Source organism: Clostridium neonatale (assembly GCF_900465025.1).
Taxonomy (GTDB): domain Bacteria; phylum Bacillota; class Clostridia; order Clostridiales; family Clostridiaceae; genus Clostridium; species Clostridium neonatale.
Genome location: NZ_UICR01000001.1, coordinates 1,351,288 through 1,366,929 on the forward strand (window position 1 = coordinate 1,351,288; position 15,642 = coordinate 1,366,929).

Here is a 15,642-nt window from a genome sequence, read left to right on the forward strand (position 1 = left end):
ATTATAAATAATTTTAGTTATTAATTGAGAATATATAATATTAACTGCACACTTCTTAAAAGGATGGTTAAAATTACTTATTTTCATACCTTTTAAAATATGATAAAACATAATAGTTAAACTATATTCGTGTATATTGTGTATTGTCAATTGGCAATTATTTTATTGTTAATTATTAAGTAAGGAGGACTATGTTGTGGAATATGTAGTTGAAATGCTAAATATCCGTAAAGAATTTCCGGGAATAGTAGCAAACGATAATATTACGCTTAGACTTAAAAAAGGTGAAGTTCATGCTCTACTTGGTGAAAATGGAGCTGGTAAATCCACTTTAATGTCAATTTTATTCGGTATGTATGTGCCAGAACAAGGAATCATAAAAGTAAGAGGTAAAGAAGTGAAAATTTCAAATCCTAATGTAGCTAATGAATTAGGAATAGGAATGGTACATCAACATTTTAAATTAGTTCATAACTTTACTGTAACCCAAAATATAATACTAGGATCAGAACCCAAAAAGGGTTTAGTAGTAGATGTTAAAAGTGCTGCAAAAAAAATTGAAGAATTATCTAAGAAATATGGCTTAAATGTTGATCCATATGCAAAGATTGAAGATATATCAGTTGGTATGCAGCAAAGAGTTGAGATATTAAAGATGCTTTACAGAGATGCAGAAGTTTTAATACTTGATGAACCAACAGCCGTACTTACACCTCAAGAAATAGATGAACTTATGAAGATTATAAAAAATCTTATAGTTGAAGGAAAATCAATTATAATAATTACCCATAAATTAAAAGAAATAAAAGCTGTTGCAGATAAGTGTACGGTCATAAGACGTGGTAAATACATAGGAACAGTTGATGTAAAAGAAACATCAGAAGCTAAAATGGCTGAAATGATGGTTGGCAGACCTGTAAGCTTTGAAGTTAAAAAAGAAGATAAAAAGCCTGGAAACGTAATATTAAAACTTGAGAATGTTTCTGTTATGAACAACAAGAAGGTGCTTGGACTTAAAGATTTTTCACTTGAAGTTAAAAGTGGGGAAGTACTTGGTATTGCCGGAGTTGAAGGTAATGGTCAAACAGAACTTGTAGAAGCTATCACAGGTATGAGAAGCATTGCTTCTGGTAAGATTTTCTTTAAAAATGAAGATATAACGAATATATCAATACGTAAGCGTATAAACAGTGGTATTGCACATATTCCAGAAGACCGTCAAAAAAGAGGTCTAGTGCTTGATTATACTATGGAAAACAACATGGTACTTGAAATTTATAATAGAGAGCCATTTTCTAAGAGAGGTTTATTAAATAAGAAAGCTATACATGAATATGCAGAGAAAATTATAAATGAATTTGATGTAAGAAGTGGTCAAGGTGGAGCATCAATTGCAAGAGGTCTTTCAGGTGGTAACCAACAAAAAGCCATAATAGGCCGTGAAATTGAACTTGATCCAGAACTTTTAATTGCTGTTCAGCCAACAAGAGGTCTTGACGTAGGTTCAATCGAATATATTCATAAGAGACTTATAGAACAAAGGGATGCAGGTAAAGCGGTATTACTTGTTTCGCTAGAACTTAGCGAAATTTTAAATTTATCAGATAGAATAGCTATTGTTAACAATGGAGAACTTATAGGTATAGTTAATGCTAAAGAAACAAATGAAAATGAAGTTGGATTAATGATGGCTGGGGTTAAAGGAGGCGAAAAGAGTGAATAAGAAGGAAATTTTCAATTCCATACTTGCAGTTGTACTTGGATTAATTGCAGGTGCACTTCTAATGTTATTAATAGGAGATAGTCCAATTGTAGGATATTCATATCTATTTAAAGGCGGACTTATGAATATTTCAAGAATTGGTGACACATTAGCAACAGCAACTCCTTTAATTCTTACTGGTCTTTCAGTAGGGTTTGCATTTAAAACTGGACTTTTTAATATTGGAACTCCAGGACAAATGTTATTTGGTGGTTTTGTTGCAACAAGCATAGCTTTAACTTATGGAAGCAGTATGCCAAGACCAGTACTTTTAGTAGTTCTTATTTTATCAGGATTACTTGCAGGGGCAGTATGGGCATTTGTACCAGGATTTTTAAAAGCTAAATTCAATGTTAATGAAGTTGTTTCATCAATCATGATGAACTGGACTTGTTACTGGATTGTTTATTATGCAGTACCTAAATATTTTAAAGGTACAAGTGAAACTGAATCAAAAATAATTCCAGAAGTTGCATCTTTAAAGATGTCATGGCTTACTGAAATGTTCGATTATTCGTATATTAATTTAGGTATATTACTTGCAGTTGTTGCTGTAATAATTATTGCATTCATTTTAAATAAAACAGTACTTGGATATGAATTAAAGGCTGTTGGTTTTAACAGATATGCTGCTGAATATGGTGGTATGAGTGTTAATAAAAATATTATTTTATCTATGATGATAGCCGGTGCACTTTCAGGTCTTGCAGGAGTTACTCAGTACTTAGGAAATGCATCAAGTATTCAAATAGGTGTTATGCCTTCGCAAGGTTTTGATGGTATCGCAGTATCTCTTCTTGGTGCTAACAATCCATTTGGTATATTAGTATCAGCTATATTCTTTGGAGTACTATATTCAGGAAAAGGATTCATGACTGCAAATACAAGTATTCCACCTGAAATTGCAGATACAATTATTGCAATTATAATTTACTTTGCAGCTATTAGTGCCGCTGTGCCAATGATAGCTAATAAAATTAAGCATAGAAAAGCAATGCTTGCAAATAAAAAAGGTGTTGGCGATGATGGAGAAGGAATATTGCCGCCACAAGATGAAATAATCGAAGAAAATATATCAGATGAAAATAAGGAGGAGAAATAATATGTGGGAAACAATTGTACAAATCTTTCCATATGCTATTACATACACAATTCCTCTACTTATAACAGCACTTGGAGCATTGTATTGTGAGCGTAGTGGGGTAATAAATATCGGACTTGATGGATTTATGATTATAGGTTCATTTGCAGGAGCTTTAACTATATATGAACTTCAAGCATCTATGCCAGGAAGTTCATTACCACTTTGGATAGGACTTATAGTAGCAACAGTAGTTGGAGGATTATTTTCATTACTACATGCATTTGCAAGTATTAACTTAAATGCAGATCAAACTATAAGTGGTACTGCTATAAACATGATAGCAGGGGCTTTAACAATATTTTTATCAAGAACAATTTCAGGTAGTGGACGTATAAGAATTACTTCAGGATTTTATCCTAAGAATATTCCTGTACTTTCAGAAATACCTATAATAGGACCACTATTTTTTACAAAGACTTATATCACAACATGGATTTCACTTGCAATACTTTTAATAAGCGCATTTGTAATATATAAGACTAGATTTGGATTAAGGCTTAGAGCATGTGGTGAAAACCCACAAGCAGCAGATGCAGCAGGTATCAATGTTTATAAAATGAGATATATAGGAGTAATTTTATCTGGAGCACTTTCATCACTAGGTGGAGCAATAATTCTTGTTACATATAGTGGAGAGTTTACAGGTAGCGTTGCTGGTCTTGGATTCTTAGCATTGGCTGCACTTATATTTGGTCAATGGAAACCACTTGGAATATTAGCTGCTACATTATTCTTTGGATTTGCAACTACTATTGCAAATGTATCACAAGTTATTCCATCTTTAGGATCAATACCACCAGTAGTGTTAAAAACATTCCCATATATAGTGACATTAATTGCACTTGTATTATTCTCAAAATCTTCTCAAGCTCCAAAGGCTTCAGGAGAACCATTTGATAAAGGTAAGAGATAGTTTTATAGTTTACAGTTGAGAGCTAAGAGTTAGTTAGAAAATTCTTATTGAATTTTAAAGTTTTATTTTTGGCAATATAAATAATTTAAATAAATATACAATGAATTTACAATTAACTGTCAACTGTACACTGTCAATTCTCGACTAAAAAGAAGGGGTGTTTATTTATGAGTGATATTGATCACAAAAATCTTATGAAAATTGCTTTAGAATACAGAGAAAGAGCTTATGTTCCTTACTCTAAATTTAAAGTAGGTGCAGCTGTGCTTTTTGAAAGTGGAAAGATATATGGAGGATGCAATGTTGAAAATGCATCTTTTGGAGCTACAAATTGTGCAGAAAGAACTGCTATATTTAAAGGTGTAAGTGAAGGAGAAACTAAAATCAAGGCTATTGCTGAAGTTGGAAGTTTAGAAGAAATTACTTATCCTTGTGGAATCTGTCGTCAGGTTCTTTGTGAATTTGGAGATGAAGATATGGTGGTTATACTTGGTAAGAGTGAAGATGATTATATTGTTACAGACATTAAGAGCTTAATGCCAGGTGCTTTTAGAAAAGAAAATATAAGATAATAGAATATATATATCAATGGAGGTATAAAGATGAGCGTTCATATTAATGCTAAGCAAGGAGATATTGCAGAAAGCGTATTATTACCAGGAGATCCTTTAAGAGCAAAGTTTATTGCTGAAACATTTCTTGAAAATCCAGTTTGTTATAATGATGTTAGAGGAATGTATGGATATACAGGAACATATAAAGGAAAGAGAATATCAGTTCAAGGAACAGGAATGGGTATCCCTTCAATTTCAATATATGCTAATGAGTTAATTAACGAATATGGAGTTAAAAATCTTATAAGAGTTGGTACTTGTGGTGGATATCATGAAGATGTTAAAGTTAGAGATTTAGTTATAGCTATGTCAGCTTGTACAGATTCAAATCTTAACTTAACAAGATTCCAAGGAAGAACTTATGCTCCAACAGCTAACTTTGATTTATTAAAGAAAGCTTATGATGTTGCTGTAGAAAAAGGAATAGATCCAAAGGTTGGACCAATCTATAGTTCAGATATTTTTTATGGTGATGACAATGAAGATTGGAAGAAATGGGCTAAGTTCGGATGCTTAGGTGTTGAAATGGAAGCTGCAGGTCTTTATACAATAGCAGCAAAGTATCATGTAAAAGCTCTAGCAATCATGACAGTAAGTGATCACTTCATTACTGGTGAAGTTACAACTGCTGAGGAAAGACAAACAACTTTCACTAACATGATGGAAGTAGCGTTAGAAACAATAGCTTCATTAGATGCTTAATATGATATAATGAAAAGCAGCTATCGTTATTAGTTAATAATGATAGCTGCTTTTTAGCTTATACTTTAATAGTAAAATTGCAAGTTAACAATCTATACTAATTGATTTTATCTTTGTAGAAATTGTTTTCTACAAGCATAGCTTTTATTGATTCAAACTTACATTTACATAGCTTTTCACAAAGGGCAAGAACCTCATCATTTTTGTAGTTATAGACCTCATACTTTCTGATTCCATCTTGTAAATGAAACAAAAAAACTACATTATTATCTGCTATGTATTCATTCCAATATTCAAGTTCTAAGTGTTTTGATATATACTTTTCCCAAACTATTGCTTTATTTTCTGGAAAAGATATCATGTAATTATTTCCATCGGGTTCTATAACGAACCAATCTTTTTTTAATTCATTTATCGAATTGTCTATACCCATTACATAACTATAATACATAAAATACTTACTCCTTAATATTAAACATCTCTACAAATTTCAATTTGTGTGTTCGTTGCACATATGAAATATTTTAATATATGGCAAATAAATTCGTCAGCCCATTTAGATATATATTTTAAAGGTGGGTAGCCTGGATTATTATTTGAAATGTCTTTACACTCTTTAATTAATTCAAAAATTTTTTTATCAATTTCATAAATTTTCTCATCATAATGTGTTGTTGGCCTATTAAAGGAACTAACTTCCATAACTTTTTACCTCCTGAAAAATATTTATTAATTACAATTATAGCATATTATGTAATATATATTATAATAAGTATATAAATTATAATTGCTATGGTAGTAGCCCTTGTCACGCTAGTGGACAATACATATACACCAATAGCTATATTTAATGTTTTGTTTGTTCAATATAAATTAGATAAATCAGCGTATGTTAGATACGTTAACTTCCTTAATGAAAAGGAAGATAACCAGCTATTTGTTGGAAAGAGAATAGAAAGTGCAAAAGGAGATAATACGATTTCCAATCTCAGTTTCCAATATGATAATCGCATTATATTCAAGGAACTTTTGATTCACTTATAAGTTCTAATAAATATTTTAATGAATTATATAATGCAAATATTGTAAGCGGATAGATTATTAGAATAGCACTAAACCGCTAGCGCGGTGGTAATATATGTTTTCACTTATTTAGTTCTCATATTTTAATTATAACAGTTTATTTTTTCTATAAATCCTTTAATATATAGATAATTCTAATTTTAAAGGAGATGTTTTAATTATGACAAAAGAACAAGTCTTAGAAAAGTTGAAATTTGATGTGGAGCTTAGAGGTCTAAGCAAACATACCCAAGCTGAATACTATACTAAAGTTAAAATTTTTCAAGATCATTTTAACAAATCCGCTACTGAACTTGACGAAAAAGATATTAGAAAATTCCTTCATTATCTTTCAACAGAAAAAGGTCTTACTTCCGGAAGTGTAAATTCATACAATAGTGGTCTTAGATTCTTATATGGTGTAACTTTAAATACTACTTTGAACTACAAACAAATCCCTCGCCACCGCAGGCAACGTAAATTTCCAGAAATACTTACTAAAAGTGAAATCCAATGCCTTTTTGATGCATGTGATAATCTTAGAGATAAATGTATATTAATGACTCTCTATGGTGCTGGGCTAAGGCTTAGTGAAGTTGCTAGTTTAAAAGTTACTGACATTGATAGTAAAAAAATGCAGTTATTTATTCGCAATGCCAAAGGCTCTAAAGATCGCTATGCTTTGCTTTCGCAAGCTAATCTTGAAATTCTAAGAACTTATTGGAAAGCTTATCGTCCAGAAGAATGGCTTTTTTATAGCAGAGTCAACACTGGAACACATATAACTTCTAAGGCTGTACAAAATATATTCCACAAATACATAGAAAAAGCTAATATCTCGAAAAAAGTTACCGTTCATAGCTTAAGGCATAGTTTCGCTACACATTTACTTGAGTCTGGAATAAGTATATTTCATATTAAACAATTACTTGGACATTCAGATATAAGCTCTACGTGCTTTTATTTGCATTTACTTAAAATTCAATCCTTAAATGTACAAAGCCCTCTAGATTTCTTGACAGAAACGGAGAAAACTAATGGTTGAGGTTCAAGATATATTAATGGAATACGGTGACGATTATTTGGATAATCATAAGATTACCCTTGTTCAACATAAGGCTATATCTGCAATACGTAAATGTAGAACTTCACATTTAGGTGGGCATGTAGATATCTGTGATAGCTGTGGAAATACTCAGATTTCTTATAACTCCTGCCGTAACAGGCACTGTCCAAAATGCCAGACTCTTGCTAAAGAACGTTGGATTTACAATCAAAAATCCAATTTACTTAACGTAGGCTATTTCCATGTCGTATTCACTATTCCAGATACTTTAAATTCCATAATATATCAAAATCAAAGACAGCTCTATACTCTTTTATTCAAGGCTACTTCTGAAACTTTGTCTGAATTATCCTCAGATAAAAAATACCTTGGTGCAAAACTTGGTTTTACATCAATTCTACATACTTGGGGACAAAACCTTATGCATCATCCACATATTCACTGCATTGTACCAGGTGGGGGATTGTCTTCAACAGGAAAATGGATAAACAGCAGAAAAAAATTTTTTATACCAGTTAAAGTACTTTCTCGCAAATTTAGAGGTAAGTTTTTGTATTATCTTAAACAATTATACTATGAAAATAAGCTTGAATTTCATGGGAATCAAAATTATCTTTCAGATGAATCTGAATTCGAAAAATTGCTTTCAGCTACCTATTCTAAAGAGTGGATTGTTTACTGTAAACCACCTTTTAAAGATGCTGCCTGCGTCGTCGAATATTTAGGTAGATATACACATAGAGTTGCCATATCAAACACTCGTATTCTAAGCATTGATAATGGCACTGTCACATTTAAATGGCGTGATTATAAAGACAAAAATAAGTATAAGGTAATGACTATTTCTGCTGATGAATTTATTAGAAGATTTCTTATTCATATACTTCCAAGTGGATTTATGAAAATTAGGCACTACGGTTTGCTAGGTAATCGGAATAAAACTGCAAAGCTGAATATTTGTAAACAACTTACTAATACCCCTATTTTACTTAGACATAAAATTCCAACTCTTGAACTAATTAAAGAAATTACAGGCAGAGATTTATCAAAATGTCCTAACTGCGGTTCAAACAAACTTAGTAGGTCTATTACATTTTGTAACTCTCCTCCTACAATTATCAAAACTTCATAACATTTGTAATGTGTCTTATAATGGGGAGGGGGAAACTATGCCTAGTTTACAATATTTTATGATTTTTTGTATCTTTATATCTATATTTTTAAATTTAATTTTTAAATTATCTTCTAAAATTAGTAGATGTGAGGTTATTCAATCCCCATAATAACTGCTTGTATTTCCGCGGTTTCGTGCTATTGTAATTATACAAAGTTAGGCGGACTTCTGTAACTTTTAAACTCAAGCTAAAATCAAAGTTTGAGTTTTTTTCTGCCTAACTTCGTATAATTTGCTATGAATAATACGAAGTTCTACAAATTCCAATTTAGGGAGAAGCGACAAATAGCAGATACAAATGATTATGCAATTGTGAAGTGATAGATCTCAAAAAAATATGTTTATTGTATTTATGTAATTTAGAGTTTAATCATTTGCAAAAGGAATTATTTTTTATGTTATAATATTAAGATAACTATTAAATCAGAGAGGGTTAAATTGTGAAAAAGAAATTAATTTCAATATTATCTATAAGTATGATTTTTATTTTGGCTGGCTGCAGCATTAGTGATAAAAAAGCAGATACACAAAAGAATGATACAGACAAGAGCCAAAATGTAAAAGATGATTCAGAAAATTATAGTAGTGGAACAAAAGAGAATGATGAGATAATGCAGACCCATGATAATAAAAGTGATGTCGATGATAAAAAAAACAAATCTTCAGATGATGCCAATGAAAAATATACACAGCAATCTAACACAGTTAATAATAAACAAACAGAAGAGAATGCAGCCAATGACTCACAGAAGCAAAAAGATAGTGTAAAGAGCAAAGTTAAATTACACGAAGGAATATATTTTGATGATAAGTGTTTTGGAGAAAATGCATTAAAAGACTATTGTGAAATTGAGATTTCAAATGTAACTGATACTTCTTTTGATTTTACAGTTTATGAAGTAAATGTGACAGATGAGAAAGAAGACAGAAAGATGATCTTCCTCAAAAACACGGCTGTCTTTACAGGTACTGGAACAGAAGCAGCTTTTTATGGAAAAGATTATACTCTTAGTTTCACATTTCCTGATAATCATCGTGCATATCCTGTTGTAACAGACATGCAGGTATCTGGATTTAAGAAATTAGAAGGTAAAACTTACGTTAATAACAGGATTCCAGGACATGAATTTGGCTAAACAATAGAGTAAAATCCAGATTTATAATACAAATAGAAAAGGGTATCGCAGATTATTTACTGCGATACCCCATTTTTACAATTAAATTATTAAGTTAAATAAGCTAGGTTCATTATTTTATTAATGCAAGAAATGTATTGCTATCACATATTCCATTTGCATATAAACCATGAGCTGTTTTATATGAATTTACTGCTGATTTTAAGCCATCTCCAAATATTCCTGGATATTCTACACCATTTGTATTATATCCATTTAACATTAGAAGAATTTCAGCTGCAGTAACCATATATTGTGTTTCGCCACTTTTTACATAATGACTACCTAGAGCAGTGTTTGATGCAGTTCCCCATATACCATCAATAGTAAGCCCAGCATTATAATCTGAGTTCATAGCCTTTTGTAAAACTTTAATACCAGCCTTTTTAGTTTCACTACCTCTGATACCATCGGTATCAATACTAGTTCCTAAATACTTGTTTGCTTGAACTTGTCCTGCTCTAATGATACTATTGCCAGTACTAGGAGTGCTGCCACCATTTTCATTATACCTTAGAACATAGTTCCAATGGTAATTATAATAGCTTCTGATGCATATTTCTTTACCAGTTTGGTCACCTGGTTTTCCTCCAGTAGTACTACCATTTTCATTTATGCTGGCATGAACAATCTGCCCATTTCCAATATACATTGCAGTATGGCTAGATGTATTAAGCAATACATCACCACGGTTTAATCCACTTCCACTTGATAACCCTATTGATGATGTTATATCAGAGAAACCGCAGTTTAGAAAAACACTTTTCATATTACCAGTATAAGTTGCGCCGTTACTCTTTACTGAAACACCAGCAGTTTGCCATGCTGTAATAACTGCAGAAGAGCAGTCATAATCACCTTTTTCTCCCCATCTGCATGTTTGATCATATCCATGAGTGTTATCGTTTGCTAAGTTAATCATCCATTGTGTTGCTGTTTCAATTTTTCCCATAATTAGACCTCCTAAATATTTGTATAAATAATGAAATTTTATTTTAAAACTTATTGATCAATTTGTTTTACACTAATATAAAGAGAAATAATATAGGGAATGTAAACATGATTTTTAAATTATTTTTTTAATTCGTCTTTTATTTCTTGAATAGATGTGTTTAATGAATCTAAGATACTTAATTTAGATGTTAATGTTTCAATAATATCCTGATATTTTTGTTCTCTTTCATCCTGCATGTGATCTCTTGATTCCTGCTTTTTTAATATATATACAATTAGAGTACAGCTTAACAGGGCCCATATGCCTTGAGCTGTAGCAGCGTTTAATAGTTCATCCATTAATATACCTCCTTCTTTTATAAATTTACCTTTAATAAATTCAAAGCTTGCCTTTTGCTCTTATTTACAGCTTGGCGGGAAATTTTTAATATATCTGCGATTTCTATATCAGAGTATTGAAGATAGAAGCGTAAGTATAAAATTATTTGTTGCTTCTTTTGTAACTTTGAGATTAGATCATAAAATGTTGTATCTGAAAAATAATTAATATCATCTTCAATATTAAAATCAACTGAATCTAAATTTAGTGCATTATAGTCTGGTTTTATATAAACAGATTTATATAATTGATTGCATTTGTTGTTTAAGCAAACATGAATATATTTAGAAGCTTCAGCATCTGTTTCAAATTTATCCAAATCAATTTTTTTAAGAAGTTCATAAAGATAAATTATAAGATCTGTGTATGCTTCTGGATATTTTAATTTATAACTGCAATAATTCAGTTTAGAATGAAAATAATTAATTATATCTGGATAGTTTTCAGAATCGTATTTAAATAAAGTTAATAGGTCTAATAGACTTAAATTTAGTGACATATAATCAACTCCTTTAAAAATATAAAATTATAAATTGAAAACTAAGATAAAGAATTAAATATTGTTAACGATACAATCTTATCTATAGCTATATTTTATAAATTTAAAGAAGGAGAAAATTGACCAAAAACTGTAATGTTTTTGGTCAAGATTAGAACTATTTATTTAATAGCTGGATAATACTGAGTAATTTTATTTTATGAAGAAAAGATGATGTGGTTTAATATTTTTTATTCCTTTTAAAGATCATATTAATATTTAAAAAGCGTAAAGAGCAGCTTTAGGGGAAGCTGCTCTTTACATTTAATTTATATTTATTTAATAAGGGATAATAATGAAAAACTTTAAATCACTTTATACTTACATTATATATATTCAGTATGGCAAGTTTGTGTCAAATATAAAATATCTGAATAAATAATTAAAAAGGTTAAACTAGTTACTAGTATAAATTATACATAACCTTTATAATTCCAATATAGTATAAAAAATAATAAATAAAGTAACTGGAATTAAAAATATATTTCCAAATTAAAATTTCTTTATATCAATAATCTTTTAATGTTTGAAAATTTAAATATTTATCTTTTTGAGGATCTGTAACAAAAACTGTAACAAAATTATATATAGTTTTGTTACAGCTGTAACCTATATATATAGGGAAATTAGTATAGATTTATACTATCTGTAACAAAAAAATAAATATAATGTGCTCATCTTTAACTTAGTATAAATCTTTATTAAATATATTTCTTATACTGATATTATTTTTTTATTTTTGTTACAAAGTATATATTTTCATATTAAAAGCCCCAATATATGAGGGCTTAGGCTTGTAACAAAAGTGTAACAAAAAAATTTTTATGTAATTTTTAAAATGTAGCCTGTCTCTTATATGGAGAGGGTTTAAGGATGTAACAAGATTTGTAACAAAATTAAGAGATTTTTGTTACACGAATATTTAGAAAATGTAAAGAGCAGCTTTAGGGGGAGCTGCTCTTTACATTTAATTTATATTTATTTAATAAGGGATAATAATGAAAAACTTTTAAATCACTTTATGTTTACATTATATATATTTAATATGACGAAGCTGTGTCAAATATAAAATATTAAAATAAATGATTAATATTAATTTAAGTCAGATTATAGTAGTTTTATTGAACATCTTGATGAGTTGGAAATCTACAAGTAAAAGGTATAGAATTTAAAAAGTAATATATGTATAATCTACTATCAGTAGATTGATTTTATCCATAACATACCATATATTTGATATGGAGGTGTTTAGATGGATAAAGAGAAATTTGGTGAATTTATTTGCTATCTTAGGAAAGAAAAAGGCATGACACAAAAAGAATTAGGTGATAAATTGCACTTAACCAATAAAGCAATTTCTAAATGGGAACGTGGCTTGAGCCTTCCAGATATATGTATTATAGAGGAGATTGCTAAGAATTTAGATATTAGTGTTCTTGAATTATTAAATGGAGAGAAGAATTCAGAAAGTGATATATCTAATGAAAAGGCTAATAAAATTATTGAAGATACAGTAAAATATTCAGGGGAAACAATCAAGAGATTAAAAAGAAAAGTAACAATTTTAATAGGGATAATTATAGGATTACTTCCTGTAGCTTTAACTATATTTGCAGTTGCATGTTTTTATTTAATAAAAGATGAAAAAACATTGGATGATGCTTTACTTACACTTGGATTCATTATTTTTGCCACAATTATATTATTTATAGAGTATGGAATACCTATATTAGGGATTTCTTTAACAAAGGTATTGTATAATTCAAAAGTATTAAATTATAATATTAAAGCGAAAAAAAATATATGTACTATCCTTTATGTTACATTTGTAATATGGTTAATGGCTAGTATAAGTCTACTTATTAGCAATATTATATAAAAAATAATATTTATAACACCAGTCATAAGCTAGATAAATGTCTATTTGAAGTCATTGGATGACTTCTTTTTTTTCTTTAGAAAATTATATAAGATTAGTGTATTTTATTGAATTTGCATTTTATATAGGATCACATCATAGTCACCTTGGCGATTTTGTTTATGTGATTTAGTCTTAGAATACAAAAATTTACAATGTGTTTTATATATGTTAAGATTCTATTAAATGATTAATCAAAGTGAGGGACTTTATGAGAAAGCAAATTAGTATTTTATTATGTTTGCTTATAATTTTTAGCAGCATTAATATTGGATGTAAACAAAATTTATTAACAGACAATAATAAACCAAGGTTGGAAGATGATTATTATGAGAATATCAATTATAAAACTCTGAAGAAAAAAGAAATTCCACCAGAAGATCCATGCTGGAATTACTATTATTATCTTCAGAAAACAGCGAATACTCAGGTTAATTCAATTCTTAATGATATTGTAAGTAGCGGTGATAAGAATGAAGAAGGTAGTATTAATAGAAAGATATCAGATTTATATTCTTGTGCAGTTGATTTAGATGGAAGAAATAAAACAGGGCTAGGACCATTAAAAGATACAATTAATTCTATTGAATCTGCAAAGAATATACAAGAATACGTAGAAACTATTTCAAAAATAGCAGGTGAAACAGGAGAAATGAGTTTGTTATGCTATTACATTTCACCTGATTTAAAAGAATCTAATAAAAATATAGTATATATTGAGATACCAGATTTAATATTAGGTAAAGAATATTTAGAAAATGATATATATAAAGCAAGCTGGACAGAATATAAAGAATATATATCAAAAATGTTTATGCTTACTGGAAAAGATGAAAAAGAAGCAGAGAAAATAGCGGAAGATATTTTTGCATTTCAAAAAGATTTAGCAAGTGTAACCATGACTATGGATGAAGGTCAAAATCCTTCAAATGTTTATAACAAATACACAAAAGAAGATTTAGCTAATTTATTTACAAATATTAATTTTGAAAGAGTACTGGAAAATATGAAAGTATCTAAGTGTAATGAATTTGTTGTAAATGAGGTAAACGTGGAAAAAAAGATAAACGAGTATTTAAGTGAAAAAAATTTGGAGCTATTAAAGAAATTTTCTGAATTTATTATACTTAATGATTATGCTGAATACCTTTCTGTAGATATAAGGAATGCTAAATTGGATTTTAACAATTCATTAAATGGAGTAGAAGAAAGATATTCTGACGATGTATTATCTAATATGCTGGTGCAAAGCTTGGCTGGATTTGATTTGGGAAAAATTTATGTAAAAGAACATTTTCCAGAAGAAAATAAAGAAGCTATAGAAAAGATGGTTAAAGATATAATTTCTGTATATAAGAAGAGGATAGATAATTTAGATTGGATGTGCGAAAAAACAAAAGAAAATGCTAAGAAGAAGTTAGATAATATGACAATAAAAATCGGTTGTCCAGATGAATGGTCTAGTTATTTTGAAAATGTAGATATAATTCCGAAGAAAGATGGAGGAAACTTAGTATCTAATATACTAAATTGTGATAAAGAAAATAATAAACGTGGTTTAGAAAAGTTAGATAAACCAGTGAATAAGAAAGAGTGGTCAATGACGCCACAAACTCTTAATGCATATTATAATCCAAGTGCTAATGAGATAGTATTTCCAGCTGCGATTCTGCAAGCACCTTTTTATGATAAAAAAGCAGATTATGAAACAAACTTAGGTGGAATTGGATTAATAATTGCTCATGAAATAACACATGCATTTGATAATAATGGTGCCTTATATGATGAAGAAGGAAATTTTAATCAGTGGTGGACCAAAGAAGATTATGAAAATTTTAATAACCTTTCAAAGAATATAATTGAATACTATGATCAATTTGAAGTGCTTCCAGGTAATAAGGTAAACGGAAAACTTACTTTGTCTGAGAATATTGCAGATCTTGGAGCTATGTCATGTATAACGGAACTTGCAGGAGAAGATAAGAAAGGACTAGAAAAATTATTTAAGAATTATGCAAATATTTGGGCTATGAAAGAAAATGAGAAATATACACTACTAAAATTAAATACAGATACACATGCACCTGATAAGATAAGAGTTAATGCAGTACTTAGTTCAAATGATAAATTTTATAATGTATATAATATAAAAGAAACTGATAAGATGTATATAAGTCCTGAAAAGAGAGTTGGCGTTTGGTAAGAGCATGATTAGAGGGGGTTATTTAAAAATTATAGAAA

The 15,642-nt window shown here is 29.4% G+C and carries 15 protein-coding genes; 10 read left to right on the forward strand and 5 right to left on the reverse strand.

The window, feature by feature from the left end; all coding sequences use genetic code 11:
• Positions 1-196 precede the first annotated feature (196 nt).
• The 5 genes from CNEONATNEC86_RS06075 (at position 197) to deoD (ending at position 5,135) form a co-directional block, all read left to right on the forward strand.
• On the forward strand, positions 197-1,723 hold the full coding sequence (locus CNEONATNEC86_RS06075; RefSeq protein WP_058294384.1) for an ABC transporter ATP-binding protein: 1,527 nt from the start codon (positions 197-199) through the stop codon (positions 1,721-1,723).
• The gene (locus CNEONATNEC86_RS06080; RefSeq protein ID WP_159115854.1) at positions 1,716-2,864 is read left to right on the forward strand and encodes an ABC transporter permease; all 1,149 of its coding nucleotides are present in this window, start codon (positions 1,716-1,718) and stop codon (positions 2,862-2,864) included. The genes CNEONATNEC86_RS06075 and CNEONATNEC86_RS06080 overlap by 8 nt, the downstream gene beginning before the upstream one ends.
• A 1-nt stretch (position 2,865) precedes the next feature.
• Positions 2,866-3,819: an ABC transporter permease gene (locus CNEONATNEC86_RS06085; protein ID WP_058294386.1), complete on the forward strand. Its 954-nt coding sequence runs from the start codon at positions 2,866-2,868 to the stop codon at positions 3,817-3,819.
• A gap of 176 nt (positions 3,820-3,995) precedes the next feature.
• On the forward strand, positions 3,996-4,391 hold the full coding sequence (locus CNEONATNEC86_RS06090) for a cytidine deaminase (protein WP_058296870.1): 396 nt from the start codon (positions 3,996-3,998) through the stop codon (positions 4,389-4,391).
• Between the two features lie 30 nt (positions 4,392-4,421).
• Entirely contained in the window at positions 4,422-5,135 is a 714-nt protein-coding gene (gene deoD / locus CNEONATNEC86_RS06095) for a purine-nucleoside phosphorylase (RefSeq protein ID WP_125148301.1), read from the forward strand.
• Positions 5,136-5,232: 97 nt separating this feature from the next.
• Here deoD and CNEONATNEC86_RS06100 read toward each other — a convergent pair whose 3' ends face one another.
• Together CNEONATNEC86_RS06100 and CNEONATNEC86_RS06105 are read right to left on the reverse strand one after the other, a co-directional pair.
• Positions 5,233-5,586 carry a hypothetical protein gene (locus tag CNEONATNEC86_RS06100; RefSeq protein ID WP_159135695.1) on the reverse strand — a complete coding sequence of 118 codons (354 nt, stop codon included), beginning with the start codon at positions 5,584-5,586 and terminating at the stop codon, positions 5,233-5,235.
• 20 nt (positions 5,587-5,606) lie between these two features.
• The gene (locus tag CNEONATNEC86_RS06105; protein ID WP_159135696.1) at positions 5,607-5,837 is read right to left on the reverse strand and encodes a hypothetical protein; all 231 of its coding nucleotides are present in this window, start codon (positions 5,835-5,837) and stop codon (positions 5,607-5,609) included.
• 541 nt (positions 5,838-6,378) lie between these two features.
• Between CNEONATNEC86_RS06105 and CNEONATNEC86_RS06110 the strand changes: the two genes are divergently transcribed.
• The 3 genes from CNEONATNEC86_RS06110 to CNEONATNEC86_RS06120 all read left to right on the forward strand — a co-directional run bounded on the left by CNEONATNEC86_RS06110 (position 6,379) and on the right by CNEONATNEC86_RS06120 (position 9,573).
• On the forward strand, positions 6,379-7,242 hold the full coding sequence (locus CNEONATNEC86_RS06110) for a tyrosine-type recombinase/integrase (RefSeq protein WP_125148298.1): 864 nt from the start codon (positions 6,379-6,381) through the stop codon (positions 7,240-7,242).
• Entirely contained in the window at positions 7,235-8,395 is a 1,161-nt protein-coding gene (locus CNEONATNEC86_RS06115) for an IS91 family transposase (protein WP_125148297.1), read from the forward strand. The genes CNEONATNEC86_RS06110 and CNEONATNEC86_RS06115 overlap by 8 nt, the downstream gene beginning before the upstream one ends.
• Before the next feature lie 482 nt (positions 8,396-8,877).
• A complete protein-coding gene (locus tag CNEONATNEC86_RS06120; RefSeq protein ID WP_159135697.1) occupies positions 8,878-9,573 on the forward strand; it encodes a membrane-attack complex/perforin family protein in 696 nt (231 codons plus the stop codon).
• A 112-nt stretch (positions 9,574-9,685) separates the two neighbouring features.
• Here CNEONATNEC86_RS06120 and CNEONATNEC86_RS06125 read toward each other — a convergent pair whose 3' ends face one another.
• From CNEONATNEC86_RS06125 to CNEONATNEC86_RS06135, 3 genes are all read right to left on the reverse strand, one after another.
• Positions 9,686-10,564, reverse strand: coding sequence for a C40 family peptidase (locus CNEONATNEC86_RS06125; protein WP_159135698.1), 879 nt, complete (start codon positions 10,562-10,564; stop codon positions 9,686-9,688).
• 119 nt (positions 10,565-10,683) lie between these two features.
• Positions 10,684-10,905: a BhlA/UviB family holin-like peptide gene (locus CNEONATNEC86_RS06130; protein ID WP_058294392.1), complete on the reverse strand. Its 222-nt coding sequence runs from the start codon at positions 10,903-10,905 to the stop codon at positions 10,684-10,686.
• A gap of 17 nt (positions 10,906-10,922) precedes the next feature.
• Positions 10,923-11,444 carry a sigma-70 family RNA polymerase sigma factor gene (locus CNEONATNEC86_RS06135; protein ID WP_058294393.1) on the reverse strand — a complete coding sequence of 174 codons (522 nt, stop codon included), beginning with the start codon at positions 11,442-11,444 and terminating at the stop codon, positions 10,923-10,925.
• Positions 11,445-12,735: 1,291 nt separating this feature from the next.
• Here CNEONATNEC86_RS06135 and CNEONATNEC86_RS06140 point away from each other — a divergent pair.
• Together CNEONATNEC86_RS06140 and CNEONATNEC86_RS06145 are read left to right on the forward strand one after the other, a co-directional pair.
• Positions 12,736-13,362, forward strand: a complete 627-nt coding sequence (locus CNEONATNEC86_RS06140) for a helix-turn-helix domain-containing protein (protein WP_159135699.1) — start codon at positions 12,736-12,738, stop codon at positions 13,360-13,362.
• 250 nt (positions 13,363-13,612) lie between these two features.
• Positions 13,613-15,604: a M13 family metallopeptidase gene (locus tag CNEONATNEC86_RS06145; RefSeq protein WP_159135700.1), complete on the forward strand. Its 1,992-nt coding sequence runs from the start codon at positions 13,613-13,615 to the stop codon at positions 15,602-15,604.
• The last annotated feature ends 38 nt before the right edge of the window (positions 15,605-15,642 follow it).